Consider the following 25,998-nt stretch of genomic DNA (forward strand, 5'->3'; position numbering starts at 1 on the left):
CCCCCCCCCCCCCCCCCCCCCCCCCCCCCCCCCCCCCCCCCCCCCCCCCCCCCCCCCCCCCCCCCCCCCCCCCCCCCCCCCCCCCCCCCCCCCCCCCCCCCCCCCCCCCCCCCCCCACCGCTCAGCCGACGTCGACGGGCAGCAGCGGGCCGAGCCGGTCCCACTGCGCGATGGCGCACCCGTTGACCCGGCTCAGCTGCAGATCGACGGGCTCCCCCGCCCAGCGGCCGGTGACCGTAGCCGTCTGCGGCCCGCCGAACTGCTGGGTGCACATCTGGTCGGTGGGCAGTGGGGCGAACGGCTCCTCGAGCCCCTGCAGGTGGTCGCAGACCGCCGCCGGGTCGGCATAAGTGCCCTCGGGCCCGGGCTCGCACTGCAGCGTGTGCGCCGCTGCGGAGTTCCCGTCGCCTGGGTCGAGCGAGACCCGCAGGAACGCCTCGGGCAGCCCCTGCGAGGTCGGCTCGCCCGGCCCCGGGGTGATCGGCGCGTCCGGCGCGGCACAGGCACCGAGCATCGGCACGGCGAGCAGCAGGACCGGGAGGACGAGGCGACGCATGCGCCCAGGATGCCGCCCCCCGTGACCGCCGGTCAGCCGACGCGGCGGACCCTCGGCGTGATGCGCTGCTCAGCGCGGGGAGGCCACTCCCACGAGCCCGAGGGGGCGGTCACCGGCGTCGCCCCGCGTGCACCGGCGCGACGTCCGCCAGGGGGGCGAGGTCGCGATCAGAGCCGGGAGGCGGCGATGGTGGTGACCAGGATGGCGCGGGCGCCGAGCTCCCACAGCTCGTCCATCACCCGGTTGGTGTCGTCCTTGAGCACCATCGCGCGCACCGCCGACCAGCCCTCGGTCTGCAGCGGGCTGACCGTCGGGCCCTCCAGACCGGGCGTGCGGGCGGTGGCCTGGGCCAGCAGCGCGTTCGGGCAGTCGTAGTCGAGCATCACGTAGCGCCGGGCGACCAGCACGCCCTGCAGCCGGCGGCGCAGCTGGGCCACGGCCGGCTCCTCGTCGGCCCCGGCCCGCCCGACCAGCACGGCCTCGCTGGCCAGCACCGGCTCACCGATGATCCGCAGGCCGGCGGCCCGCAGCGTCGTCCCGGTCTCGACCACGTCGCAGACGGCGTCGGCCACGCCCAGCCGGCAGGCGGTCTCGACCGCGCCGTCCAGCTTGACCACCGAGGCCTTCATGCCGGTCTCGTCCAGGAACCGCTGGAGCAGCCCCGGGTAGGCGGTGGCGATCCGCCGGCCCTCCAGCGCGGCCACGTCCCCGATCGGCGAGTCGGCCGGGCTGGCGAAGCGGAAGGACGACCGGCCGAAGCCCAGCGGCATGACCTCGGCCGCGACCGCGTCCCCGCCGTCGGTCGGGGTCGTCTCCAGCAGCATGTCGCGGCCGGTGATCCCGACGTCGAGGGTGCCGGCCGCGACGTAGATCGCGATGTCGCGGGGCCGCAGGTAGAAGAACTCGGTGTCGTTCTCCGGGTCGTACACGGCCAGCTCGCTGGAGGTGCGCCGCTGCCGGTACCCGCTCTCGGCGAGCATCGCCGCAGCGGGCTCGCTCAGGACCCCCTTGTTCGGGACGGCGACGCGCAGCACAGAGCAGCTCCTTCAGACGGGGCAGGGCCTACCGGCCCCGCTGCAGGGGCCCGCCGCGAGCGGAGCGAGCGGTGGGGGGCAGCGGGGTCCTTCTTCAGAGGTGAGCGTAGACGTCGTCCAGGCTGAGCCCGCGGGCCAGCATCAGCACCTGCACGCGGTAGAGGAGCTGGCTGATCTCCTCCGCCGTCCGCTCGGCGCCCTCGTGCTCGGCCGCCATCCACGACTCGGCCGCCTCCTCGACGACCTTCTTCCCGGCCGCGTGCACCCCGTCGCGGACGGCGGTGACGGTGCCCGAGGCGGGGTCGCCGGCCGCGACCTTGTCGCTCAGCTCGGCGAACAGCTCGTCGAAGGACTTCACGCGCCGGCTCCCGGCCCGGCCTGGAAGCCGGTGGCGCGGGGGGTGGCCCGCAGGTCGCGCAGCACCAGAGCGGTCTGCAGCGCGGCGGCGGTGGCCTCCCAGCCCTTGTCCTCACCCGAGTCGTCCATGCCGGCCCGGTCGCGGGCCTGCCGCTCGCCCTCGGTGGTGAGGACGCCGTTGCCCACGGGCGTGCCGGAGTCCAGCGACACCCGGGTCAGCCCGGCGGTGAAGGAGTCGCAGACGTAGTCGAAGTGCGGCGTGCCACCCCGGACGACGACCCCGAGGGCCACGACGGCGTCGTGGTCCTCGGCCAGCGCCTGGGCGACCACCGGCAGCTCGATCGCACCGGGCACCCGGACGACGGTCGGCGAGGGGATGCCCGACGCCTCGGCGCAGGCGATGGCCCGGGCCAGCAGGGAGTCGCTGATGTCGGCGTGCCAGGTGGCCGCGACGATGCCCAGGGTCAGCCCCGTGGCGTCGATCGGCTCCTGCCCCGGCGCTCCGGACCCGCTCATGAGTTCTCCTTGATGCCGTGTGGCGCTGGAAGGGTGCTGTGTGCTGCTGGGAGGGACGCTGCAGTGTGCCCGGCCGGGGACCCGCCGACCGTCATACCGGCTGCTCGTCGGCGCGCCGCACCGGTGGGGGCGTCTGCCCGTCGTCGTCGGCGCTGGGCTCGATGATCTCCAGCAGGTGGCCCATCCGGTCGCGCTTGGTGCGCAGGTAGCCGACGTTGTCGGCGGTGACGCTGCTGGGCAGCGCGACCCGACCGGTGATCTTCAGGCCGTAGCCCTCCAGCCCGGCGCGCTTGGCCGGGTTGTTGGTCAGCAGCCGCATGGTGTGGATCCCGAGGTCGACCAGGATCTGCGCGCCGGTGCCGTAGTCGCGGGCGTCGGCGGGCAGGCCCAGGTCGAGGTTGGCGTCGACGGTGTCCACGCCGGTGTCCTGCAGCTGGTAGGCCTGCAGCTTGTGCAGCAGCCCGATGCCCCGGCCCTCGTGCCCGCGGATGTAGAGCACGACGCCGCGGCCCTCCCGGGCGACGGCGGCCAGCGCGGCGTCCAGCTGCGGGCCGCAGTCGCAGCGCAGCGAGCCGAACACGTCGCCGGTGAGGCACTCGGAGTGCACGCGCACCAACACGTCCTCGCCGGGGGCCACCCCGTCCGTTGCACCCAGGTCGCCGTAGACGAACGCGACGTGCTCGCGCTCGTCGTAGGAGCTGCGGTAGCCGACCGCGGTGAACTCCCCCGCGCGCAGCGGCACCCGGGCCTCGGCGACCCGCTCGACGAGCTTGTCGAAGCGCTTGCGGTAGGCGATGAGGTCGGCGATGGAGACCATCACCAGGTCGTGCTCGTCGGCGAAGACCCGCAGCTCCTCACCGCGCGCCATGCCGATCGGGTCCTTCTCGCTGACGACCTCGCACAGCGTCCCCGAGGGGCGCAGCCCGGCCAGCACGGCCAGGTCGACGGCGGCCTCGGTGTGCCCGGGGCGGCGCAGGACGCCGCCGTCCTTGGCCCGCAGCGGGACGACGTGCCCGGGTCGGGCGAGGTCGGCGGAGCTGGTGTCGGCGGCGGCCAGGGTGCGGATGGTGTGCGCCCGGTCAGCCGCCGAGATGCCGGTGGTCACGCCCTCGCGGGCGTCGACGGTGACGGTGTAGGCGGTGCCGCGGCGGTCCTGGTTCACCCGGAACATCGGTGGCAGGTCGAGCCGGTCGGCGTCCTCCTCGGTGACCGCGACGCAGATGTAGCCCGAGGTGTAGCGCACCATGAACGCCACCAGCTCGGGCGTCGCGAGCTCGGAGGCGAAAATCAGGTCGCCCTCGTTCTCCCGGTCCTCGTCGTCGATGACGACGACGGGCCGGCCGCTCTTCACCGCGGCGATCGCGCTCTCCACGGAGTCCAGCCGGAACTCGCTCATCGTCGGGCTCCCAACAGTCGTTCGACGTACTTGGCGATGACGTCCACCTCCAGGTTGACCGGGTCACCGGGGGCACGCTCGCCCAGGGTCGTCTCGCGCAGGGTGGTGGGGATGAGGCTGACCTCGAACCACGGTTCCGGGCCGTCAGCCAGTGCACTGACGGTCAGGGAGACCCCGTCGACGGTGATCGAGCCCTTCTCCACCACGTAGCGGGCCAGCTCGGCCGGGACGGCGATCCGCACGACCTCCCAGTCGTCGCCCGGCGTGCGGGAGACCACGGCGCCCACGCCGTCGACGTGGCCCTGCACGATGTGGCCGCCCAGCCGGGTGGTCGGGGTGACCGCGCGCTCCAGGTTGACCTGGTCGCCGTGCCCGACCCGGCCCAGGCTGCTGCGCCGCAGCGTCTCGGCCATCACGTCGGTGCTCCAGACGCCGGTGCCGTCCTCGCCCGGCTGCACGCCGGTGACGGTGAGGCAGACGCCGTTGACCGCGATCGAGTCGCCGAGCGCCACGTCCTGCAGTGCCGTGCGCGCGCGGATGCGCAGCACGGCGCTGTCCGTGCCGTCCTGGCGCTCGACCAGGGTGCCGAGCTCCTCCACGATGCCGGTGAACACGTCAGCTCCCTCCGTCGTCCGTCGCCGGTCCACCAGTGTGCCGGGTGGGCCGCAGGCGGATCTGCACGTCCCCGCCCATGCGGGTGACGTCGGTGACCACCAGGTGCAGCGCGGCGCCGATCGTCGGGATTCCCAGGTCGCCCACCATGGCGGCCCCGGCACCCAGCAGGGTCGGCGCGACGTGCACCACCGCCTCGTCGACCAGCCCGGCGGACAGGAACGCGGCGGCGAGCGTCGGGCCGCCCTCCAGCAGCACCCGGCGGACGTCCCGGTCGTACAGCTCGGCCAGCAGCTCGGCCGGGGTGTCGGCGTCACTGACCAACGTGGGTGCGGCGGCGTCGTGCACCCGTGCGGTGGCCGGCACCCGACCGCGTCGGTCCAGCACCACGCGCAGCGGCTGGCGGTCGAGGGTGCGCCCGTCGGCGTCCCGGACGGTGAGCTGCGGGTCGTCGGCGAGCGCCGTGCCGGAGCCGACCAGCACCGCGTCGCAGGTCGCCCGCAGGACGTGGACGGCGGCGCGCGCGTCGGGGCCGGTGATCCAGCGGCTGGTGCCGTCGGCGGCGGCCACCCGCCCGTCGAGGGTGGTGGCGACCTTCCAGACCACGTGCGGCCGGTGCTCGCGCACGCCGGTCAGCCAGGCCGCGAGCGCGCCGTCGGCTGCCTCGGCCTGCTCGGCGCCGAGCTCGACGTCGATGCCGGCGGCGCGCAGCCGGGCGGCCCCGCCCTCCGCCAGCCGGGTCGGCTCGGGCACGGCGACGACGACCCGGGCGACCCCGGCGGCGATGAGCGCGTCGGCGCACGGGCCGGTGCGGCCGGTGTGCGCGCACGGTTCCAGGGTGACCACGGCGGTGCCGCCGCGGGCCCGCTCGCCGGCCGCGGCCAGCGCGTGCACCTCGGCGTGCGGGCCGCCGGGCGGGGAGGTGGCCCCCTCCCCCACCACCTGGCCGGCCGCGTCGAGCACCACGGCACCGACCGCCGGGTTGGGGCTGGTCGTGCCCAGCACGGCCAGGCCCAGCTCGCGGGCGCGGGCCATCGCCGCGCGCTCCGCCGGGGTCACCGGGCGGCCAGGGCCCGGAGCGCGGCGATCGCCTGCGCGGGGTCGTCGGCTCCGTAGACCGCGGAGCCGGCGACGAAGACGTCGGCGCCGGCCGCCGCGGCCTGCTCGATGGTGTCGGCGTTGATCCCGCCGTCCACCTCGAGGAACAGCTGCAGGTGACCGGTCTCCACCAGCCGGCGTGCCTCGGTGACCTTGGGCAGCACCTCCGGCATGAACGACTGCCCGCCGAAGCCGGGCTCCACCGTCATGACCAGCAGGGTGTCGAACTCCGGCAGCACGTCGAGGTAGGCCTCCAGCGGGGTGCCCGGCTTGATCGCCAGGCCGGCCAGGGCCCCGGCGGCCCTGAGGTCGCGGGCCACCTTCCGCGGGTCGGTGCAGGCCTCGGCGTGCACCGTGACGTTGCGGGCGCCGGCCTCGGCGTACCCGGGCGCCCAGCGCTCCGGGTCCTCGATCATCAGGTGGCAGTCCAGCGGCACCGGGCTGACCGCCTGGATCGCCTGCACCACCGGCAGCCCGAGGGTCAGGTTGGGCACGAAGTGGGCGTCCATGACGTCGACGTGCACCCAGTCGGCGTCGGCGATCCGCTGCACCTCGTCGGCGAGCCGGGCGAAGTCCGCGGACAGCAGGCTGGGCGCGATCATGGGTTCCCGGGTCACCCCGCGATGGTAGGCAGTGCCACCCGGCGACCGGCCCCGGGTCCGGCCGCCTCCGCACCGGTGCGGGCGACTCCGCGGCGGCTCGGGAGACGCGGGTGAACCTGCAGCTCAGCGGGGGTGCCCCTACCCTGCCGCCATGATCGACGATCTCCGCGGCTCCGACCGGCGGCACCCTGCGGCGCCCCGGGTGGGCGTCGGGCTGCCCTCGGCTGCGCTCGTCCTCACCCTGCTCGTCGCTGCCTGGGGCGTGGGCACGCTGTTCGAGTCCTGGACGGCAGCCGGGCTGTGCGCCGGCGTCGGACTGGTGCTGTGGTGGCGCTGGCTGCCGCCGGCCGCGGAGATCGCCGAGCAACGCCGGGCGACCGACGCCCTGCGTCACCAGCGGGACCCGGGGCCCGGCCACCGGGACGCCGCCGACCGGGCGGCCCGGGATCTGCTCGCCCGGCCGGCGAGCGACCTGTGGGGCCCCGCCGCCGTGCTCGCCGGGCTGGCCGTGGCCTGCGGTGTCGCCGCACTGCTGCGGGACGACCTGCTCGCGGCCGCGCCGGTGCTGCCGCTGCTCGTGGCCGCGGCGTGGGTGCTCGTCACCGGACACCGGGCCCTGCTGAACGCCTCACGCTGGCTGGACGCCCCGCCGTTCGTACGGGAGGAACGCGCGTGACCCGCACCGTCGACGGAGCGGTCGCCGACCGTCCCCCGGCCTGGCAGGCCTGGGCCGTCCCGCCGGCGGCCACGGCGTACACGGCTGCGCTGGCCGTCGCCCAGGGCGGGACGTGGCCGGCGCTGCTCGGCCCGCTGGGCTGGTGGCTGGTCGGCGCCGTCGCCGTCGCCTCGCTGCTGGTCACCTCGGTGGCCCGGCTGCGCGGCCCCGGGCACCGCCAGGTGGTGGCCCGCCGGGTCCAGCACGCCCTGCGGGTCCACGCCGACCCCGGGCCGGAGCTGCGTGCGCGCGCCGACCGGCAGGCGCGGCACCTGGCCGGTCAGCGCTGGGCTGCGCCGTTCTTCCTCGTCGTCCCGCTGCTGTTCGTCCGCTCGGCCCCGTGGGACCGGTCGGTCCTCGCCGGGCTGGCGGTCGGCGTGCTGGTGGTCACCTTCGTCGCGATCGCCTTCACCACCGCCCGGTCGGGCCGGGACGCACAGCGCTGGCTGGCCGACCCGCCCGGACCGCCGCGCCCCCTGCCACCGGCTGCTCCATGGCGGCGGGTGGCCCCGGTGGTCACGGCGGTCGGCGGCGCCTGCATCGTGGCCTCGTTCCTGATCGGCCTCGTCGCCGGCTGACCGTCTGCGGCGCCGGGGCTGACGCCCCCCGTGGCCGGCGGGCGGGTGTCCGGCAGGCTGCCCTCGTGGACCGTGCTGCGGCGTCTGCTGGGCACCCGGTACTCCGCCCCGGAGCCGCCCGCCGGGCCACCCGGAGCCCCTGGTCCACTCGGGGCCGCCGTCGCCGTCCTCACCCGGGCGTCCGGTGCCGACGGACGACGTCCGGGGCCGGTCGACGAGGACGAGCTGGACGCGGCCGGCGACCTGCGCCGGACCTGCCAGGCGGTCACCGACCGGCTGGAGGTGGTGCAGCGTCGGTACCTGGGGTCCGCGGGCGCGGCCGACGGCGGCACCGTGCCGTACCACTGACCCGGGACCGCCGACAGCGGGCACGGACCGCGTGTCCGTGGTGAACGACCGGGTACGCCCCGGTCCCATGACGACGGCCACCTCCGCCCCCACCCGCTACGACGGCTTCGACCGGATGCCCATCGCCGGCACCTGGCGCGCCGGCAACGCCGGCGCGACCGCCACGGACACCGACCCCTACACCGGCGAGACCCTCACCGAGATCCCGCTCGCGAACGCCGAGGACCTCGACGAGGCCTACCGCACCGCGAAGCAGGCGCAGCGCGACTGGGCGGCCCGGCTGCCCAGCGAGCGCGCCGACGTGATGCGCCGCGCGGCCCGGGTCATGGAGGCCCGCAAGGACGAGATCGTCGAGTGGCACATCCGGGAGAGCGGCGCGGCCGCCCCGGCCGCGGAGTTCGAGTACGCGATCACCCTGCGCGACTTCCACGAGGCGTCGTCCTACCCGTACCGGATGGAGGGCCGGATCCTCCCCGCCGACATCGAGGGCAAGGAGAGCCGGGTCTACCGCCGGCCGGTCGGGGTGGTCGCGGTGATCAGCCCGTGGAACGTGCCGATGCACCTGTCCAACCGCTCGGTGGCCCCCGCGCTGGCCACCGGGAACGCCGTCGTCCTCAAGCCGGCCGGGGACACCCCGGTCACCGGCGGCCTGCTGCTGGCCAAGGTCTACGAGGAGGCCGGGCTGCCCGAGGGGCTGCTGTCGGTGGTGATCGGCCGCGGCCGGGACATCGGCGACGCGATCGTGGAGCACCCGGTGCCGCGGGTGGTCTCCTTCACCGGCTCGACGCCGGTGGGCAAGGGCATCGCGCAGAAGGCCGGGCTGAAGAAGCTGTCCCTGGAGCTCGGCGGCAACGGTCCGCTGGTCGTCCTGGACGACGCCGACCTCGACCTCGCGGTGGACGCCGCGGTGTTCGGCAAGTTCTTCCACCAGGGCCAGGTCTGCATGATCACCAACCGCATCGTGGTGGACGACTCGGTGCACGACGCGTTCGTGGAGCGCTTCGTCGAGCGGGTCCGCGGCCTCAAGGCCGGCGACCCGAGGGAGGACGACACGGTCATCGGCCCGATCATCAACTCCTCCCAGCTGGAGGGGATCCAGGACAAGGTCGCCCAGGCCCGGGAGGACGGCGCCGAGCAGCTGCTCGGCGGTGACCCGACCGGCCCGATCGGCTCGGTGCTGCCGCCGCACGTGCTGCTGGGCACCAACGAGGTGGCCACCGCCCGGCAGGAGGTGTTCGGCCCGGTCGTCACCATCATCCGGGCCCGGGACGAGGCCGACGCCCTGGCGATCGCCAACGACACCGAGTACGGCCTGTCCAGCGCGGTGTTCACCGAGGACACGCTGCGCGGCGTGGACTTCGCGCTGCAGGTCGAGGCCGGCATGACCCACGTGAACGACTCCCCGCTCAACGACGAGAACAACACCGCGTTCGGCGGGGAGAAGGAGTCGGGGCTGGGCCGCTTCGGCGGCGAGTGGGCGATCGACGAGTTCACCACCGACCACTGGATCAGCGTCCAGCACACCAAGCGGGAGTACCCCTTCTGACCGTCAGGACCCCGGGGCGGTGGTCGCCCCGGGGTCGGACAGGTCCGGCAGCGCCAGCCACTCCGCCCAGCTGAGGTCCCGGCCGACGAACCGGGGTGAGCGCAGCGGCCACTGCTCGGCCAGCCAGGCCGGCACGAAGGCGTCCAGGGCCCGCTCGGTCGGGCTGCCGACGAGCCGGTCGACCACCCACCAGGACACCTCGGCGTCGGCGCCGCCGGCCTTCTCCGGCGGGTCGACGTAGAGGCAGCCGAGCAGCTCGGACTCGTCGGCCGGGAACAGGCCGTACAGGAAGCTCTCGTGCGCCGCGATCTCGCGGGCGTGCCGGGCCAGGTCGTCCCGGTCGGCCTCGATGGTCATGGTGGCCGGCGGCCAGCCCCAGGCCGGGCCGTAGCGAGCCCACAGCCGCTCGCGGGAGCCCATCACCGCGGGGAAGTCGATCTCGGTGTCGGCCTCGCCCATCGGCCGCAGGTGCTCACCGGTCGGCAGCTCGGCGCGGACGGGGTGGACGAACTCGTCGGGCAGCCACGGCACGGCAGCCGACGCTAGCGCTGGCAGCCGGTCACGGCGAGCGTCTTCTGCCCTGCGGCTACCGTGCGCCGGTGACCAGGAACCGGAGCGCGGAGGAACAGGCCGCGATCGCCCACGGCGAGGCGGAGCTGCGCGGCTGGGACCGCCGGCGCCGGCTGCTCGTCGAGGCCGCCGTCCTCACCTGGGCCGCCCTCTACGCCTTCCTGGTGCTGGGCGGCGGCAACGCCCCGGCCGCCGTGTCCTGGGGGTTCCTGCTGCTGGCGGTGCTCATCCGTGCCGCCGTCTGGCGGTGGGGTGACCGGGGGGCCCGGACCGACGGCGCCCGGGTCGACTTCGCGCTCCGCCACCACCGGCTGGCCGGCTGGGCCCGGCCCGACGCCGTCCGGGCCCGGGCCGAGCAGCGGGTGCGCCAGGCCGGCCGGCAGCGTGCCACCTGGGGCATCGCGGCGGTGGTGTTCGCCGCGCTCACCGTCGTGACGTCGGTGGCCGACCCACCCAGCCCGGGGCTCGCCGCGTTCGGCGCCGTCGCCACGGTCAGCTGCGGTGTGCAGCTGTGGCTGCACCAGCGGGGCCTGGCCGAGGCGCGGCGCTGGCTCGCCGACCCGCCGGCCTGAGGCTCAGCGGGTGCGGCGGAGCAGCGCCAGGAACATCGCGTCGGTGCCGTGCCGGTGCGGCCAGAGCTGGCCGTAGTCGCCCCGCTGCACACCGGGCACCTCCGGGAACAGCGGCGCGACCGGCAGCACCTCGACGTCGTCCCGGCCGGCGACCGCGTCGACCACGTCGACGGTCTCGGCGGTGTGCGGTGAGCAGGTCACGTAGGCGACCACTCCCCCGGGCCGCACCGAGGCCAGCGCACTGTCCAGCAGCCGGCGCTGCAGCTCGGCCAGCGGGGCGACGTCCTCGGCCGTGCGCCGCCAGCGCACCTCCGGCCGGCGGCGCAGCGCGCCGAGCCCGGTGCACGGGGCGTCCAGCAGCACCCGGTCGAACGAGCCGGCCGGCCAGTCCGGGGCGGTGCCGTCGGCGACCCGGACGTCGACGTCGTCCTCGCCGGTGAGCGCGCCGCGCACCAGCTCGGCGCGGTGCTCGCTGCGGTCGGCGGCGGTCAGGTGCACCCCGGCCGGGCGGACGGCGGCGAGCAGCCCGGCCTTGCCGCCGGGGCCGGCGCACATGTCCAGCCAGCGCTCGTCGGTGCCCTCCAGCGGTGCCCGGGTGAGCGCCAGGGCGGCGAGCTGGCTGCCCTCGTCCTGCACGGCCGCGGCTCCCGAGCGGACGGCGGCGATCCTGCCGGGGTCACCGCCGGGCAGCCGGACGGCGTGGGGCGACCACGGCCCCGGTTCACCACCGGACTGCGCGGCGAGCTCGTCGCGGTCGACGTGCCGGGCGACCAGGTGCACCTCCGGGGCGGTGTCGTCGGCGAGCAGCGCGGCCTCGACCTCGTCCTCGGCGCCGAGGGCGTCGCGCCAGGCCTCGACGACCCAGCGCGGGTGGTCGGTGGTCAGGCCCAGCCGCTCGTCCTCGTCGGCCGGCGCGAGCGCGGTCACCCAGGCGGCCCGGTCACCGACCGCGGCGACCTTGCGGAGCACCGCGTTGACCAGCCCGGAGGCGCCGGTGCCGACGATCGCCCGGGTGAGGGCGACGGTGGTGTCGACCGCGGCGTGCGCCGGCACCCGCAGGTCGATCAGCTGGTGGGTGCCCAGCCGCAGCAGGTCGAGCACCCGCGGGTCGAGCTCGGCCAGCGGCCGGGAGACGAGCGTGCCGAGCACCGCGTCCAGCGTGCCGGTGGCGCGCAGCGTGCCGTAGGCCAGCTGGGTCGCGAAGGCGGCGTCCCGGGGCTCCAGCTGCCGCTCGCGCAGCAGCTGGGGCAGCAGCAGGTTCGCGTAGGCGGCGCGGCTGGAGACGCCGTCCAGCACGTCGTAGGCGGTCAGCCGGGCACCGTCGAGCACCGGGCGGTGCCGCCGGGACTGCGGGCGCTGGTTGCCGGTGCCGGGGTCGTTGCGCCGCTTGGCGGCGGCCCGCCGCGCGGGGCCGGTCACGCGCCCACCTGCTCGCCGAGTCGCTCGCCGGGCTCGGGCCGGGCCCCGCGGGCCCAGTCGGTCGCCGGGGTCATCTTCTTCCCGGCCGGCTGCACCTGGGTGAGCCGCACCGCCCCACGCCCGGTGCCCACCAGCACGCCGGTCGGCCCGACCGACAGCTCGCCGGGCTCGAGCGCGAGCGAGGAGGTCAGCGGCTCGACCGGGGCCAGCCGCAGCCGGTTGCCCCGCCAGGTGGTCCAGGCACCCGGCGCCGGGGTGACCCCACGGACGCGGCGGTCGACGACGTGCGCCGGCAGCGCCCAGTCGACCCGGGCGTCCGCGGTCTCGATCCGCGGGGCCAGGCTGATGCCCTCGGCCGGCTGCGGTTCGGGCCGCAGCGAGCCGTCGGCGATGCCGTCCAGGGTCGCCACGAGCAGCCCGGCGCCGCTCACCGCGAGCCGGTCGAGCAGGTCACCGGCGGTGTCACGGGGGCCGATCGGCTCGGTGACGACGCCGAACACCGGGCCGGTGTCCAGGCCGGCCTCCAGCCGGAAGGTGGCCGCGCCGGTGACCTCGTCGCCGGCCATGACCGCGTGCTGCACCGGCGCGGCACCGCGCCAGGCCGGGAGCAGCGAGAAGTGCAGGTTCACCCAGCCGTGCCGCGGCACGTCGAGCGCGGCCGGCGGCACCAGCGCGCCGTAGGCGACCACCGGCGCGCAGTCCACGGCCAGGTCGGTGAGCTGGGCGAGGAACTCCGGCTCCCGCGGTGACCGGGGCTGCAGCACCGGGATGCCCGCGGCGTCGGCGCGCTCGGCGACCGGGGAGCGGCTGGTGCGCCGTCCCCGGCCCGAGGGCGCGTCGGGCCGGGTGAGCACGGCGACGACCTCGTGTGCCGAGCCCAGCAGCGCGTCGAGGGCGACGACGGCCGGCGCCGGGGTACCGGCGAACAGGAGCCTCAGTGGGGGCTCACCTTCACGACGGGCGCCGGCACCGGCGAGCCGTCGGGCAGCCATGACTGCGCGCCCTGCCACTCGGCGTCCTGCAGCACCGACAGCGCGGCCGCGCGGGCCTCGGCGTCCAGCCGGTCGACGAACAGCACGCCGTCGAGGTGGTCGGTCTCGTGCTGGATCGCGCGGGCCAGCTTGTGCGACCCCTCCACCCGGATCGGGTCGCCGTACATGTTCCAGCCGGTGGCGGCGACGGTGAGGTACCGGTCGCAGTCGAACCGGAAGCCGGGGATCGACAGGCACCCCTCGGCGTCCCGCTCGACGTCCTCGCCCACCGGGACGACGTCGGGGTTGACCAGGTGGCCGACCTCGCCGTCGACGTACCAGGTGAAGACCCGCAGGCCGACGCCGATCTGGGGCGCGGCGATGCCCGCACCACCGGCGGCGTGCATGGTGTCGGTCAGGTCGGCGACGAGCTGCTGGAGCTCCTTGTCGAAGTCGACGACGGGGGCGGCCGGGGTGCGCAGCACCGGGTCGCCCATGATCCGGATGGGAGTGACGCTCACCGGACGATGGTAGGTGCCGCGGCGTGCGGCGGTCGCGGGGTGACCTGGCTACGGTGCAGGGATGGCCTCACTCGCCTCGCACCGCGTGCACGCCGTCCTCACCACCCTCGTCGACGGCCTCACCGTCGGCGGGGCCGAGGCGGCCCTCGACCACCCGGCCCGGTCGGCTGCCCGGCTGCGGGTCTACACGGGCATCCTCGCGCTGGTCGCCGCGGACACCGTGGCCCGCGACCTGCCCTCGCTGCAGCGGGCGTTCTCCGGCATGCCGATCGAGCCGTCGGACCCGGCCGACCGCGCCGTGCTGCTGCACCAGGGGATCGCCACGGTGGCCTGGGGGCTGGCCGTCACCGTCGTCGACGGCCCGGTCGTCCGGGTGCTGCGCCGGCGTGGGCACCGCCGTCCGCACCTGCTGGTCGGGGTGGTCGCCGGGCTCGGTGCCGCGGCCAGCACGTTCCCGGCGCACTGGCGGCGGGCCACCGAGCGGGCCGCCGAGGACCTCGCGGCGTCCCGGCTGGACGACGAGCTCGCCGAGCTGCTGGCCCAGTCCGCCGGCTGACCGTCGTTCCCGCCGGCGGGCGTCAGGCCAGCTCGAGCGGGTCCAGCTGGACGCGCACGTGCTCGGCGACCTTCTTCGCGCTGCGCACCCCCTGGACGTCGTGCAGCGCGCGGGCCAGCGCGGCGCCGTCGCTGCGGCGCACCCGCACCAGGTACCGCTCCCGCTCGTCGTCCTGCCCGGGCCGCGGGGGCTCGGGCACCGGGCCCAGCACGTCGGCGCCCTCGGGCAGCCGCAGCGCCTCCAGGAAGTCGGCCAGCGCCCCCGGCGAGGCGGACAGCGAGGCCATCCGGGTGGCCGGCGGGAAGCCCAGCTCGCGGCGGTCGGCCAGCTCGCGGGCGGCCAGGCCGGCTGGATCCCAGCGGACCAGGGCCTGCACGACCGGGTGCGCGGCGTCGGCGGCCACGACGACCTGCCCACCGGCGCGGACGAGCGCGGCCGCGTTCACCCAGCGGCGCATCGTCTCCTCCCCCGCCCGCAGGTCGGCCCGGCCCAGCAGGGCCCAGGAGTCCAGCAGCAGCGCCGCGCCGTAACCGCCCTCGGCCACCGGTTCGGCGCCCGGGGTGGCGACCACGATCGCCGGCTCCGCGGAGACGGTGGCCAGCACCCCCGAGCCCCGGCCGGAGACCCGCACGGCCGCCCCCGGGAACGCCCGGCCCAGCTCCTCGGCCGTGCGTGCGGCACCGACCACCGCGGCCCGCAGCTTCGTGCCGTGGCAGTGCGGGCAGTCGAAGGTCGCGGCGGGCCGGGCGCACCACCGGCAGGCCGCGATCCGGACGCCGTTCGGCCCGGGCGCCGGGGCGATGCCCAGTGGCCCGGCGCAGTGCGCGCAGCGCGCCGGCGCCCGGCACCGGTCGCAGACCAGCGAAGGGACGTAGCCGGACCGGGGCACCTGGATCAGCACCGGGGCGCCGGCCTGCAGCGCCGTGCGGGCAGCCGTGAAGCCGAGCGTGGGCAGCCGGGCCGACCGGGCGGCCGGGTCGCGGGCGAGCTCGAAGTCGCTGCCCAGCGCCTCCACCCGCGGAGCCGCGGCGCGCAGCGTGGCGCGGTCGGCGATCAGCTCGTGCGCCCAGCCGGACTCCACCAGCAGCGCCGCCTCCGCGGTGCGCGCGGTGCCGGCCACCACGGCCGCGCAGGAGGCCAGGTGCGCCCGGTGCACCAGCACGTCGCGGGCGTGCGGGTAGGGCGCCCGCGGCTCGGCGTGCAGGTCGTCGCCGTCGTCCCAGACCACCACCAGGCCCAGGTCGCGCACCGGCGCGAAGACCGCGCCCCGGGTGCCCAGCACCACCTGCGCCGTGCCCCGTGCGGCGCTCAGGAACCGGCCGTACCGGGTGTCGGGGGTGGAGTCGGCGCGCAGCACCGCCACCGACCCGGCCGGCAGCAGCCGCTCGGCCGCCGCGGCGAGCCGGTCGAGGTCCTTGCCGTCGGGGACGACGACCAGCGCACCGCGCCCACCGGACAGCGCGGCCTGGGCCAGCTCGGCCAGCCGGGTCGGCCAGTCCTCACCGGGCAGCGCCGTCCAGACCGCGCGGGCCGGGTGGCCCTCGGCGACGGCGGCCAGCAGCTGCGGCCCGGTCGGGTACCGGGCGAACCCGGCCGGGTCGGGGGCCTCCGGCGGTGGCGGCGGGTCGAGCCGTGGGCGCTTCTCCGGGGCACCGCGCCGCGGCGGCAGGGCCAGCCGGAGCACGTCGGTCATCGACCCGGCGTAGCGGTCGGCCACCGACCGGGCGAGCTCGGCGACCTCGGGGGTGAGCACCGGCTCGGCGGAGACCACCTTCGCCAGCGGGGCCAGCTTGCCGGTGTGGTCGCTGCTGCCGGCCAGCTCCAGCACGACGCCGTCCACCAGCTTGCCGGCGAACCGCACCCGCACCCGGCAGCCGGCGACCACCTGCTCGGCCAGCTCGTCGGGCACGGCGTAGTCGAAGGGCCGGTCCAGGTGGGCCAGCGGCACATCGACGACGACCCTGGCCACCCGCACCCGACCAGTCTCCCCGGTGGGGACGACAGTCCTCCGACGCGCCCCTCACACGCCGGAGCCCGCCCCACCACGAGCGGTGGGGCGGGCTCCGGCGAGCGTGCGGTCGATCAGGCGCCGACGGCCTCGCGCAGGGCGTCGACGCGGTCCAGCCGCTCCCAGGGCAGCTCGACGTCGCTGCGGCCGAAGTGCCCGTACGCCGCGGTCGGCGCGTAGATCGGCCGCAGCAGGTCCAGGTCGCGGACGATCGCGCCGGGACGCAGGTCGAACACCGAGGTGATCGCCTTCTCCAGCGCCTCCTCGGGCACGGTGTTGGTGCCGAAGGTCTCGACGAAGAGCCCGACCGGGTGCGCGGCGCCGATGGCGTAGGCGACCTGCACCTCGCAGCGGCGGGCCAGCCCGGCAGCGACCACGTTCTTGGCCACCCAGCGCATCGCGTAGGCGCCGGACCGGTCGACCTTCGACGGGTCCTTGCCGGAGAAGGCGCCGCCGCCGTGCCGGGCCATGCCGCCGTAGGTGTCGACGATGATCTTGCGGCCGGTCAGGCCGGCGTCGCCCATCGGGCCGCCGATGACGAACTTGCCGGTGGGGTTGACCAGCAGCCGGTAGCCGGTCGTGGGCAGGCCCAGGGCGGCGAGCTCGGGCTCCACGACGAGCTCCTGCACGTCGGGGGCGAGCAGCGTCTCGATGGAGATGTCCTCGGCGTGCTGGGAGGAGACGACCACGGTGTCCACGGCGACCGGGCGGTCGTCCTCGTAGACCACGGTGGCCTGCACCTTGCCGTCCGGGCGCAGGTAGGGCACCGACCCGTCCTTGCGGACGGCGGACAGCCGCTTGGCCAGCCGGTGCGCCAGCGCGATCGGCAGCGGCATCAGCTCGGGGGTCTCGTCGACGGCGTAGCCGAACATCAGGCCCTGGTCGCCGGCGCCCTGACGCTCGATGAGGTCCTCGGCCGCCGCGGCCCGGTGCTCGGCACCGGTGCGCGCCTCGTACGCGGTGTCGACGCCCTGGGCGATGTCCGCGCTCTGCGCACCGATGGAGACGCTGACGCCGCAGGAGGCGCCGTCGAAGCCCTTGCGGGAGGAGTCGTAGCCGATGCCCAGGATGGTGCGGCGGACGATGTCGGCGATGTCCACGTAGCCGGAGGTGGTGACCTCTCCGGCGATGTGGACCTGACCGGTGGTGATGAGGGTCTCGACGGCGACCCGGCTGCGCGGGTCCTGCGCCAGCATGGCGTCCAGGATCGAGTCGCTGATCTGGTCGGCGATCTTGTCGGGGTGGCCCTCGGTCACCGACTCGGACGTGAAGAGACGGCGTGGCACTCGGTTCTCCCTGAGGTCGGCTGCCGAGCGCGGTGGTCGCGATCGGTGGGCTCGTCGCCGCGCTGGGGTGGTGGTGACGTCAGCGTGGCGGTGCGGCCCGTCGACGAAGGCTACCGGCGGTCGCCGACGGCCGTCGGGTGTGGCAGGTGGGTCAGCCCGCCGGGGCCAGCCGCGCGGCCACCGCGTCCCAGATGCCGGCGGCGACGGTGTCCTTGCGTCCGGCCGGCACCGGGGTGGCCGTGCCGTCGGGCGCGAGCACCGTCACCTCGTTCTCGGCGCGGCCGAACACCCGGCCGGCGGAGACGTCGTTGACCACGAGCAGGTCGGCGCCCTTGCGGTCCAGCTTGGCGCGGGCGTGGGTGAGCACGTCGCCCTCGGCGTCCCCGGTCTCGGCGGCGAAGCCGACCACCAGCTGCCCGGGCGGCCGGGCGCCGACCAGCTCGACGAGGACGTCGGGGTTGCGTACCAGCTCGATCGAGCTGGGTTCGCTGGCCGCGCCCTTCTTCAGCTTGGTGCCGGCGACGCTGGCGGGACGGAAGTCGGCGACCGCGGCGGCCATCACCACCACGTCGGCGCCCTGCCCCGCCTCGGCGTGCACGGCGGTGCGCAGCTCCTCGGCGGACTCCACCGGCACCACCCGGACGCCGAACGGTGCGGGCTCGGCCACGTTGGCCGCGACCAGCACCACCTCGGCCCCACGCGCGGCGGCGACCCGGGCCAGCGCCCAGCCCTGCATGCCCGAGGACCGGTTGCCCAGGTAGCGCACCGGGTCCAGCGCCTCGCGGGTGCCACCGGCGGTGATGACCACCCGGCGGCCGGCGAGGTCCTGGCGCAGCGCACCGGCGCCGGCGGCGAGCACCAGCTCGGCCAGCGCGGCCACGTCGGTGGGTTCAGGCAGCCGACCCGGTCCGGAGTCCGGTCCGGTCAGCCGGCCGACCGCCGGGGGCAGCACGACCGAGCCCCGGCGGCGGAGGGTGGCGACGTTGTCCTGGGTGGCCGGGTGCAGCCACATCTCGGTGTGCATCGCGGGCACGAACACGACGGGGCAATGGGCGGTCAGCAGGGTGGCGGTGAGCAGGTCGTCGGCCCGCCCGGCGGCGGCGCGGGCCAGCAGGTCGGCGGTGGCCGGGTTGACCAGCACGAGGTCGGCGGTCTGGCCGATCCGCACGTGGGCGACCTCGGAGACGTCGTCCCACACCTCGGTCGAGACCGGGTGGCCGCTGAGCGCCTCGAAGGTGGCCGCGCCGACGAAGCGCAGCGCCGAGGCGGTCGGCACCACGCGCACGTCGTGGCCGGCCCCGGTCAGGGCCCGCAGCAGCAGCGCCGACTTGTAGGCGGCGACCCCGCCGCCCACGCCGAGCACGATCTGGCTCATGGGGGTCATCCTCCACGCACGACGGAGCCCCCGGCACCAGCCGGGGGCTCCGTCATCACTTCGGGTCGTTCGGCCCCCTCGCAAGGGCCCGCCACGAGCTTGCGAGTGGTGGGGGGCGAGGGGGTCCTTCGTCAGTTCTCGCCGGCGGTGTGGGTCAGCAGGCCCTCGTTGATCTCGCGGAGCGCGATCGAGAGCGGCTTCTCCTGGGGCGCGGTGTCGACCAGCGGGCCGACGTACTCCAGCAGGCCCTCGGAGAGCTGGCTGTAGTAGGCGTTGATCTGGCGCGCGCGCTTGGCGGCGTAGATGACCAGCCCGTACTTGCTGCTGGTGCGCTCGAGCAGCTCGTCGATCGGCGGGTTGGTGATGCCCTCAGGGGCGGGTGCGACTCCGGACACGGGCGGGCGTGCTCCTCAACTCGGTGTGCGGGCGGGCGGCGGGACGAGCCCGCGCGGTCGCCTCGGGTGCGCCTTCGGCAGCGGTCAACGACCAGCGGGCGGAGGCGCAGTCAGCAAGCCTACCAACTCGTCCGCCGCCCTGGCCACGTCGTCGTTGACGACGACCACGTCGAACTCCCCGGAGGCGTCCAGCTCGGCCTGGGCCAGCGCCAGCCGGCGCTCCTGCACCTCGGGGTGCTCGGTGCCCCGGCCGGCCAGCCGGCTGACCAGCTCCGCCCAGGACGGCGGGGCCAGGAAGACCAGCTGCGCCTCGGGTGCCCGGCTGCGGACCTGCCGGGCCCCCTGCAGCTCGATCTCCAGCAACGCAGGGGCTCCGGAGGCCAGCTGCTCCTCCACCGGGGCGACCGGGGTGCCGTAGCGGTTGCCGGCGTACTCGGCCCACTCGAGCAGGCCGTCGTTGGCGATCAGCCAGTCGAAGTACTCGTCGTCGACGAACCAGTAGTGCTCGCCGTCGACCTCGCCCGGCCGGGCGGCCCGGGTGGTCACCGACACCGACACCCAGACCTCCGGGTGCCGGCGCCGGACCTCGGCGACCACCGTGCCCTTCCCGACCCCGGAGGGCCCGGAGAGGACGGTCAGCCGCGCGCGGCCCAGCTCACCTGCTCGGCGCCCCTCGGCCCGAGGTGGCCGGAGACCACCGCGGGGTCCGGTCAGAGGAGGCCCTCGGTGGGCACCTGGTCCGGCTCGACCTGCTCGCCGGCGAACTCCTGCTCCAGCGCCCGGCGCTGGTTGGCCCCCAGGCCGCGCACGCGACGGGTGGGCGAGATCTCCAGGCGCTCCATGATCTTGGCCGCGCGGGCCTTGCCCACGCCCGGGAGGGACTCCAGGACGGCGGAGACGCGCATCTTGCCGATGATCTCGTCGGTCTCGCCCTGCTTGAGGACGTCACCGACCGTGGTGCCCTTGCTCTTCAGTCGCTCGCGCAGCTCGGCGCGGGCCTTGCGGGCCGCGGCGGCCTTCTCCAGGGCGGCGGCGCGCTGTTCGGGGGACAACTCGGGAAGGGGCACGGAGCAACCCAATCGTGTTCATGCCGGCGCAGCGACCGGCGTGGTTCTTCGGTGTGGAGCTTGCCTGCAAGGTGGCCCTCGGTATGAGCCTGGCCGCCAACCTAGTCACCTGGAACGCACTGGTCACCCTGGACCCCGTGTCATCTCCGCCGGGGCGGTGTGCTGCGCGGACACGCGATCGGACCGGACGGTGCCGTAACCGGGCCGTCACCCCTGGTCAACCGGCCGGTCGGGCACCCAGCAGCCAGCCGGCCACCCCGGCCAGCCGCGGCACCCCGAGCGCCGCCGCGAGGGCGAGCACCAGCCGGGGCGCCGCGCGGCTCACGCGGTGAGCTCCGCCGTCCAGCGGTCGGCGGCCGCCCGCAGCGCTGGACCGTCCGGCCCGGCCTGCAGCACGTCCCGGGAGACGGTGGGGACGACGGCCCGCCCGGTGCCGAACAGCCGGCGCAGGTCGGCCACCGACCCGCCCTGCGCACCCAGGCCCGGTGCAAGGACCGGCCCGCCGAGGCCGTCCAGGTCGACGTCCAGGTCGGGCAGGGTGGCGCCCACCACGACGCCGAACGAGCCCGTGGTGGCACCCCAGCGGCCCTGCAGGTCGCGCACCGCGGCGACGTCGGGCAGCGGGTCGCCCACCACCCAGCCCGGGGTGTTCCAGCCGCGCACGGTGTCCACCACGACCTGGGCCGCACTGCGCGCGCCGACCATCGCGTGCTGGAGCGTGCCGGCGTCCGGGTTGGACGTGCGGGCCAGCACGAACAGCCCACCGCCGTGCAGCCGCGCGGTGTCCACCGCCGGTTGCAGCGACCCCGGCCCGAGGAACGGGCTGACCGTCAGGGCGTCCACCGCGAGCGGGTGGTCGGGGCGCAGGTAGTCGGCGTAGGCGTCCATCGTCGAGCCGATGTCCCCGCGCTTGGCGTCCAGCAGCACCAGCGCCCCGGCGGCCCTGGCACGGGCGACGGCCTCCTCGAGCACGGCCAGCCCCCGGGAGCCGTGTCGCTCGTAGAAGGCCAGCTGCGGTTTGAGCACCGCGACGTGGCCGGCCAGTGCGTCGACCACCGTGTCGGTGAACCGGGCCAGCCCCTCGGGGCTGTCGGGCAGCCCCCAGCGCTCCAGCAGCGGCACGTGCGGGTCGATGCCCACGCACAGCGGACCGCGGGCGGCGACGGCGTCGGCGAGCCGCTGCCCGAACGCCGACGTGCTCACGCCGCCACCGCCCGGGCCAGCGTGTCGCCCAGCTCGGCGGCGCAGGCGGCGGCGAGGAAGGGGTCGGAGAACGCCCCGGACGCGGTCTGCACGGCGTCGGCCCCCAGGTCGTACAGCGCCTGGAACGAGGCCGGGTCGGTGACCCCGCCCATCGCCAGCACGTCGAACCGGGCGCTGCCGGCGTCGCGGAGGGCGGCCAGCCGCCGGGTGAAGTCCAGCGCCGAACCCCGCACGGCGACCCCGGACAGCCCGGCGAGGTCGCGGCCGGGGAAGGTCGCCTGCCCGTCGCTGCGCCGCACCCGGCTCTGCAGCGTGTTGATCCCGGCGATGCCGTCGACCAGCGGCGCCAGGCGGGGAACCAGCGTGGCCAGGGCGTCCTCGTCCAGCCAGGAGAGCTTGGCCACCAGGCCGGTGCGGTCGTCGAGCGCCCGGCGCACCCCGGCGACGACGGCCAGGGTCGCCTCGGGGTCCAGGCACAGCGGCGGCTTGACCCCCGACGCCGACCGGCTCAGCGAGTTGGGGCAGGACAGGTTGAGCTCGACCACCGGGGCACCGGCCTCCTCGGCCAGCTGCGCGGTGCGCGCGAAGTCGGCGACGAGGGCGTCCAGCTGCGGCGTGGGCGAGTCGTAGTCGTCGCCCATCACGCTGACCAGCATCAGCTGGTCCTCACCGAGCACGGCGAGGGCGCGGGCGAGGTCGGCCGTCCACTCCTCCGGCGGCAGCGAGGGCACGCCGAAGGAGTTGACCGTGCTCACCGCCGGGGAGCCCGGCGGCACCCAGTCCCACGGGTCGGCGGTCACCTCACCGGCCGCGCCGGGCGGCAGGCTCGCCGTCTCCCGGGCCGCGTACACCCAGTTGGGCCGGGCGTTCGGCTCGTGGGCACGGCTGCGCACCGTCTTGTAGCTGAGCACGTTGAACCCGTTGCCGCCGAGGTAGCGCACCCACTCCTCACCGCCGGTCAGCACGCAGGCCGGCACGCCGATCGGGAAGCCGATCGTGCGGCCCAGCAGCGGCCAGCGGCGCCCCGCCACCACCGGCCGGCTGGCCAGCCGCGGCCCCGGCGGGCCGGTGATGTTCTCCCGGAAGCCGCCCCGCACGTCGTAGGCCGGGGCGCGCACACCCAGTGCGGCGAGCACGTCGTGGTGGCCGGCGAAGTACAGGACCCGCACCAGCAGCGGCTCGTCGTCCCCGGTGACCGTGCCCGCCTCCAGCCGGGCGGCCAGGCTCCCGGCCGCCGCGGCCAGCGCGGCCCGCTCGGGCTCCGGCGGCGACCCGAACCGGCTGGCCCCGGCCAGGAACGCCGCCGGCAGCCCCGCGGTCAGCCGGCGGTCGACCAGCTCCTCGCGCAGCCGCGCGACCACGGCGTCCGGCGTGCTCACACCTGCGCCCCGTCCCCCACCGCCGCCTGGGCGGCAGCCAGGGCGCGGTGCAGGTCCTGCAGGCTCCGCACCCCCAGGTCACCGCGGCGCAGCGACTCGACGCCCTGCACCGTGGCGGCCATCCCCTGCACCGTGGTGATGCACGGGATGCCGGCGCTCACCGCGGCCGCCCGGATCTCGTAGCCGTCCAGCCGCGGGCCGCTGTTGCCCGGCGTGCCGAACGGGGTGTTGACCACCAGGTCGATCGCGCCGGACAGGATCCGGTCGACGACGTTGCCCGGGCCGTCGGAGAACTTGCCGACCACCTCGCAGGCCACCCCGTTGCGGCGCAGCACCTGGGCGGTGCCGACGGTGGCCAGCACCCGGAAGCCCAGGTCGGCCAGCCGCTTGACCGGGAAGACCGCCGCGCGCTTGTCCCGGTTGGCCAGCGAGACGAACACCGTGCCGGTGGTCGGCAGGTCGCCGTAGGCGGCGGCCTGGGACTTGGCGAACGCCGTCCCGAACTCGGCGTCGATGCCCATCACCTCGCCGGTGGACTTCATCTCCGGGCCGAGCACGGTGTCCACGCCGTGGCCCTCGATCGTCCGGAACCGGTGGAAGGGCAGCACCGCCTCCTTGACCGCGATCGGCCCCTCGACCGGCAGGTCGGTGCCGTCTCCGGTGGCCGGCAGCACGCCCTCGGCGCGCAGGTCGGCGATCGACTGGCCGACCGCGATCCGGGCCGCGGCCTTGGCCAGCTGCACCGCGGTCACCTTCGACACGAACGGCACCGTGCGGCTGGCCCGCGGGTTGGCCTCCAGCACGTAGAGGACGTCGTCCTTGAGCGCGTACTGCACGTTCATCAGCCCGCGGACGCCGATCCGGGCCGCGAGCGCCTCGGTGGCCCGGCGGATGGCGGCCAGGTCCGCGCCGCCGAGGGTGATCGGGGGCAGCGCGCAGGCCGAGTCGCCGGAGTGGATGCCGGCCTCCTCGATGTGCTCCATGACCCCGCCCAGGTACAGGTCGGTGCCGTCGTAGAGCGCGTCGACGTCGATCTCCACGGCGTCCTCGAGGAAGCGGTCGACCAGCACCGGGTGGTCGGTGCTCACGTCGGTGGCCCGGGTGATGTAGGCCTCCAGCGTGGCGTCCTCGTAGACGATCTCCATGCCGCGCCCGCCGAGCACGTAGGAGGGCCGCACCAGCACCGGGTAGCCGATCGACGCCGCGATCGCCTTGGCCTCGGCGGAGGTCGTCGCCATGCCGTGCTTGGGCGCGAGCAGCCCGCAGTCGGTGAGCACCCGGGAGAACTCGCCGCGGTCCTCGGCGGCGTCGATCGCCTCCGGGGAGGTGCCCAGCACCGGCACACCGGCGTCCTTGAGCCGCTGCGCCAGGCCCAGCGGGGTCTGCCCGCCGAGGGTGCAGACGACCCCGGCGACCGGGCCGGCGGCGCGCTCGGCCTCGACCACCTCGAGCACGTCCTCGAAGGTCAGCGGCTCGAAGTACAGCCGGTCGGCGGTGTCGTAGTCGGTGGAGACGGTCTCGGGGTTGCAGTTGACCATCACCGCCTCGTAGCCGGCGTCCTGCAGCGCCATGACCGCGTGCACGCAGGAGTAGTCGAACTCCACGCCCTGCCCGATCCGGTTCGGACCCGAGCCCAGGATCAGCACCGCGGGCTTCTCGCGCGGCTCCACCTCGGTCTCCTCGTCGTAGGACGAGTAGTGGTACGGCGTGCGGGCGGCGAACTCCGCGGCGCAGGTGTCTACGGTCTTGTACACCGGCCGGATGCCCAGCCGGTGCCGCAGCAGCCGGACGCCGTCCTCACCGGAGAGCTCCGGCCGCAGGATGGCGATCTGCCGGTCGGACAGCCCGTGCCGCTTGGCCGTGCGCAGCAGCTCCGGCGTGAGCGCCGGAGCTGCCCGGAGCTCCTCGCCGACCTCGTTGACCAGGGCGATCTGGTCGACGAACCACTCGTCGAAGCCGGACGCCTGCGCCACCTGCTGCACGGTGGCCCCGGCGGCCAGCGCCCGCTGCGCGGTGTAGAGCCGGCCGTCGACCGGGGTGCGCAGCGCCTCGACCAGCTCCTCGGCGCTCGACCCGTCTGCGGTGTCGGTCCAGAACCCGGCGGCCTTGGTCTCCGTCGACCGCATCGCCTTGCCCAGCGCCTCGGTGAAGTTGCGGCCCATGGCCATGACCTCGCCGACGCTCTTCATCGTCGTGGTCAGCCGCGGGTCGGCGCCGGGGAACTTCTCGAAGGCGAAGCGCGGGATCTTCACCACGACGTAGTCCAGCGACGGCTCGAACGACGCCGGGGTGACCCCGGTGATGTCGTTGGTGATCTCGTCGAGGGTGTAGCCGATGGCGAGCTTGGCAGCGATCTTGGCGATCGGGAAGCCGGTGGCCTTGGACGCCAGCGCGGAGGACCGCGAGACCCGCGGGTTCATCTCGATGACGACCAGCCGGCCGTTGTCCGGGTCGACGGCGAACTGGATGTTGCAGCCACCGGTCTCGACGCCGACCGCCCGCAGCACGTCGATGCCGACGTCGCGCATCCGCTGGTACTCGCGGTCGGTGAGCGTCATCGCCGGGGCGACGGTCACCGAGTCGCCGGTGTGCACGCCCATCGCGTCGATGTTCTCGATCGAGCAGATGACCACCACGTTGTCGCTGCGGTCGCGCATCAGCTCGAGCTCGTACTCCTTCCAGCCCAGCACCGACTCCTCGATGAGGACGGTGTGCACGGGCGAGTCGGCCAGGCCGTGGCCGGCCATCCGGCGCAGCATCGCCTCGTCGGTGGCGAACCCCGAGCCCAGGCCGCCCATGGTGAACGAGGGCCGGATCACCACCGGGTAGCCGACCTCGGCCGCGGTCTCCAGCGCCTCGTCGATGCTGGCGCAGACCTTCGACCGGGGCGCGTCAGCGCCCACCGAGCGCACGATCTCCTTGAACAGCTGCCGGTCCTCGCCGCGGTTGATCGCGTCGACGTCGGCGCCGATGAGCTGGACGCCGTACTTCTCCAGCACGCCGTTCTGGTACAGCCCGATCGCGATGTTCAGCGCCGTCTGCCCGCCGAGGGTGGCCAGCAGCGCGTCGGGGCGCTCGGCGGCGATGACCCGCTCGACGAACTCCGGGGTCAGCGGCTCCACGTAGGTGGCGTCGGCGACCTCGGGGTCGGTCATGATCGTGGCCGGGTTGCTGTTGACCAGGCTGACCCGCAGGCCCTCGGCCTTGAGCACCCGGCACGCCTGGGTGCCCGAGTAGTCGAACTCGCTGGCCTGACCGATCACGATCGGCCCCGAGCCGATGACGAGCACGTGCTGGAGGTCTGTCCGCTTGGGCATC

The 25,998-nt window shown here is 75.6% G+C and carries 27 protein-coding genes; 6 read left to right on the forward strand and 21 right to left on the reverse strand.

Annotated elements, in window-relative coordinates; genetic code table 11:
- Positions 1 to 121: 121 nt before the first annotated feature.
- From ACJTNH_RS00005 to rpe, 8 genes are all read right to left on the reverse strand, one after another.
- A complete protein-coding gene (locus ACJTNH_RS00005) occupies positions 122 to 556 on the reverse strand; it encodes an SSI family serine proteinase inhibitor (RefSeq protein ID WP_458172154.1) in 435 nt (144 codons plus the stop codon).
- Between the two features lie 167 nt (positions 557 to 723).
- Positions 724 to 1,590: an ATP phosphoribosyltransferase gene (hisG, locus tag ACJTNH_RS00010; protein ID WP_458172155.1), complete on the reverse strand. Its 867-nt coding sequence runs from the start codon at positions 1,588 to 1,590 to the stop codon at positions 724 to 726.
- A 94-nt stretch (positions 1,591 to 1,684) separates the two neighbouring features.
- Positions 1,685 to 1,948 carry a phosphoribosyl-ATP diphosphatase gene (locus ACJTNH_RS00015; RefSeq protein ID WP_458172156.1) on the reverse strand — a complete coding sequence of 88 codons (264 nt, stop codon included), beginning with the start codon at positions 1,946 to 1,948 and terminating at the stop codon, positions 1,685 to 1,687.
- Entirely contained in the window at positions 1,945 to 2,463 is a 519-nt protein-coding gene (ribH, locus tag ACJTNH_RS00020) for a 6,7-dimethyl-8-ribityllumazine synthase (RefSeq protein WP_458172157.1), read from the reverse strand. Before ribH ends, ACJTNH_RS00015 begins: the two co-directional genes overlap by 4 nt.
- A gap of 91 nt (positions 2,464 to 2,554) precedes the next feature.
- On the reverse strand, positions 2,555 to 3,859 hold the full coding sequence (locus ACJTNH_RS00025) for a bifunctional 3,4-dihydroxy-2-butanone-4-phosphate synthase/GTP cyclohydrolase II (protein WP_458172158.1): 1,305 nt from the start codon (positions 3,857 to 3,859) through the stop codon (positions 2,555 to 2,557).
- Positions 3,856 to 4,473 carry a riboflavin synthase gene (locus tag ACJTNH_RS00030; RefSeq protein ID WP_458172159.1) on the reverse strand — a complete coding sequence of 206 codons (618 nt, stop codon included), beginning with the start codon at positions 4,471 to 4,473 and terminating at the stop codon, positions 3,856 to 3,858. Before ACJTNH_RS00030 ends, ACJTNH_RS00025 begins: the two co-directional genes overlap by 4 nt.
- Before the next feature lies 1 nt (position 4,474).
- Positions 4,475 to 5,506 (reverse strand): bifunctional diaminohydroxyphosphoribosylaminopyrimidine deaminase/5-amino-6-(5-phosphoribosylamino)uracil reductase RibD, encoded by a 1,032-nt coding sequence (gene ribD, locus ACJTNH_RS00035; RefSeq protein WP_458172160.1) that lies wholly within the window; start codon positions 5,504 to 5,506, stop codon positions 4,475 to 4,477.
- Positions 5,507 to 5,526: 20 nt separating this feature from the next.
- Positions 5,527 to 6,186 carry a ribulose-phosphate 3-epimerase gene (rpe, locus tag ACJTNH_RS00040; protein WP_458172161.1) on the reverse strand — a complete coding sequence of 220 codons (660 nt, stop codon included), beginning with the start codon at positions 6,184 to 6,186 and terminating at the stop codon, positions 5,527 to 5,529.
- Between the two features lie 136 nt (positions 6,187 to 6,322).
- Between rpe and ACJTNH_RS00045 the strand changes: the two genes are divergently transcribed.
- From ACJTNH_RS00045 to ACJTNH_RS00060, 4 genes are all read left to right on the forward strand, one after another.
- On the forward strand, positions 6,323 to 6,847 hold the full coding sequence (locus ACJTNH_RS00045; protein WP_458172162.1) for a hypothetical protein: 525 nt from the start codon (positions 6,323 to 6,325) through the stop codon (positions 6,845 to 6,847).
- The gene (locus ACJTNH_RS00050) at positions 6,844 to 7,464 is read left to right on the forward strand and encodes a hypothetical protein (RefSeq protein WP_458172163.1); all 621 of its coding nucleotides are present in this window, start codon (positions 6,844 to 6,846) and stop codon (positions 7,462 to 7,464) included. Before ACJTNH_RS00045 ends, ACJTNH_RS00050 begins: the two co-directional genes overlap by 4 nt.
- 72 nt (positions 7,465 to 7,536) lie before the next feature.
- Positions 7,537 to 7,812 (forward strand): hypothetical protein, encoded by a 276-nt coding sequence (locus ACJTNH_RS00055; protein ID WP_458172164.1) that lies wholly within the window; start codon positions 7,537 to 7,539, stop codon positions 7,810 to 7,812.
- 67 nt (positions 7,813 to 7,879) lie between these two features.
- On the forward strand, positions 7,880 to 9,358 hold the full coding sequence (locus ACJTNH_RS00060) for an aldehyde dehydrogenase family protein (RefSeq protein WP_458172165.1): 1,479 nt from the start codon (positions 7,880 to 7,882) through the stop codon (positions 9,356 to 9,358).
- A gap of 3 nt (positions 9,359 to 9,361) precedes the next feature.
- On the opposite strand, the gene ACJTNH_RS00065 is transcribed toward ACJTNH_RS00060, so the two are convergent.
- Complete coding sequence (locus ACJTNH_RS00065) at positions 9,362 to 9,889, reverse strand: hypothetical protein (RefSeq protein WP_458172166.1); 528 nt, start codon at positions 9,887 to 9,889, stop codon at positions 9,362 to 9,364.
- Between the two features lie 68 nt (positions 9,890 to 9,957).
- Here ACJTNH_RS00065 and ACJTNH_RS00070 point away from each other — a divergent pair, with 68 nt between their 5' ends.
- The gene (locus tag ACJTNH_RS00070; RefSeq protein WP_458172167.1) at positions 9,958 to 10,500 is read left to right on the forward strand and encodes a hypothetical protein; all 543 of its coding nucleotides are present in this window, start codon (positions 9,958 to 9,960) and stop codon (positions 10,498 to 10,500) included.
- A 3-nt stretch (positions 10,501 to 10,503) separates the two neighbouring features.
- On the opposite strand, the gene ACJTNH_RS00075 is transcribed toward ACJTNH_RS00070, so the two are convergent.
- The 3 genes from ACJTNH_RS00075 to def are packed head-to-tail and all read right to left on the reverse strand — an operon-like array spanning position 10,504 to position 13,411.
- Positions 10,504 to 11,919: an RsmB/NOP family class I SAM-dependent RNA methyltransferase gene (locus ACJTNH_RS00075; RefSeq protein WP_458172168.1), complete on the reverse strand. Its 1,416-nt coding sequence runs from the start codon at positions 11,917 to 11,919 to the stop codon at positions 10,504 to 10,506.
- On the reverse strand, positions 11,916 to 12,911 hold the full coding sequence (fmt, locus tag ACJTNH_RS00080; RefSeq protein WP_458172169.1) for a methionyl-tRNA formyltransferase: 996 nt from the start codon (positions 12,909 to 12,911) through the stop codon (positions 11,916 to 11,918). Before fmt ends, ACJTNH_RS00075 begins: the two co-directional genes overlap by 4 nt.
- Complete coding sequence (gene def, locus ACJTNH_RS00085; protein ID WP_458172170.1) at positions 12,854 to 13,411, reverse strand: peptide deformylase; 558 nt, start codon at positions 13,409 to 13,411, stop codon at positions 12,854 to 12,856. The genes fmt and def overlap by 58 nt, the downstream gene beginning before the upstream one ends.
- Before the next feature lie 61 nt (positions 13,412 to 13,472).
- Between def and ACJTNH_RS00090 the strand changes: the two genes are divergently transcribed.
- A complete protein-coding gene (locus ACJTNH_RS00090; protein ID WP_458172171.1) occupies positions 13,473 to 13,967 on the forward strand; it encodes a hypothetical protein in 495 nt (164 codons plus the stop codon).
- A 22-nt stretch (positions 13,968 to 13,989) separates the two neighbouring features.
- On the opposite strand, the gene ACJTNH_RS00095 is transcribed toward ACJTNH_RS00090, so the two are convergent.
- The 9 genes from ACJTNH_RS00095 to carB all read right to left on the reverse strand — a co-directional run bounded on the left by ACJTNH_RS00095 (position 13,990) and on the right by carB (position 25,997).
- A complete protein-coding gene (locus ACJTNH_RS00095) occupies positions 13,990 to 15,942 on the reverse strand; it encodes a primosomal protein N' (RefSeq protein WP_458172172.1) in 1,953 nt (650 codons plus the stop codon).
- 107 nt (positions 15,943 to 16,049) lie between these two features.
- Entirely contained in the window at positions 16,050 to 17,261 is a 1,212-nt protein-coding gene (gene metK, locus ACJTNH_RS00100; protein WP_458172173.1) for a methionine adenosyltransferase, read from the reverse strand.
- Positions 17,262 to 17,412: 151 nt separating this feature from the next.
- Entirely contained in the window at positions 17,413 to 18,636 is a 1,224-nt protein-coding gene (gene coaBC / locus ACJTNH_RS00105; RefSeq protein ID WP_458172174.1) for a bifunctional phosphopantothenoylcysteine decarboxylase/phosphopantothenate--cysteine ligase CoaBC, read from the reverse strand.
- A 131-nt stretch (positions 18,637 to 18,767) separates the two neighbouring features.
- Positions 18,768 to 19,031 carry a DNA-directed RNA polymerase subunit omega gene (gene rpoZ / locus ACJTNH_RS00110; protein ID WP_014741310.1) on the reverse strand — a complete coding sequence of 88 codons (264 nt, stop codon included), beginning with the start codon at positions 19,029 to 19,031 and terminating at the stop codon, positions 18,768 to 18,770.
- Between the two features lie 84 nt (positions 19,032 to 19,115).
- Positions 19,116 to 19,685 carry a guanylate kinase gene (gene gmk, locus ACJTNH_RS00115; RefSeq protein WP_458172475.1) on the reverse strand — a complete coding sequence of 190 codons (570 nt, stop codon included), beginning with the start codon at positions 19,683 to 19,685 and terminating at the stop codon, positions 19,116 to 19,118.
- 56 nt (positions 19,686 to 19,741) lie between these two features.
- Positions 19,742 to 20,098: an integration host factor, actinobacterial type gene (mihF, locus tag ACJTNH_RS00120; RefSeq protein WP_458172175.1), complete on the reverse strand. Its 357-nt coding sequence runs from the start codon at positions 20,096 to 20,098 to the stop codon at positions 19,742 to 19,744.
- Positions 20,099 to 20,419: 321 nt separating this feature from the next.
- The gene (gene pyrF / locus ACJTNH_RS00125) at positions 20,420 to 21,301 is read right to left on the reverse strand and encodes an orotidine-5'-phosphate decarboxylase (protein ID WP_458172176.1); all 882 of its coding nucleotides are present in this window, start codon (positions 21,299 to 21,301) and stop codon (positions 20,420 to 20,422) included.
- Complete coding sequence (locus ACJTNH_RS00130) at positions 21,298 to 22,680, reverse strand: dihydroorotate oxidase (protein ID WP_458172177.1); 1,383 nt, start codon at positions 22,678 to 22,680, stop codon at positions 21,298 to 21,300. Before ACJTNH_RS00130 ends, pyrF begins: the two co-directional genes overlap by 4 nt.
- A complete protein-coding gene (gene carB, locus ACJTNH_RS00135; protein WP_458172178.1) occupies positions 22,677 to 25,997 on the reverse strand; it encodes a carbamoyl-phosphate synthase large subunit in 3,321 nt (1,106 codons plus the stop codon). The genes ACJTNH_RS00130 and carB overlap by 4 nt, the downstream gene beginning before the upstream one ends.
- Between the last annotated feature and the right edge of the window lies 1 nt (position 25,998).

The sequence above is a fragment of the Modestobacter lacusdianchii genome, assembly GCF_054177765.1.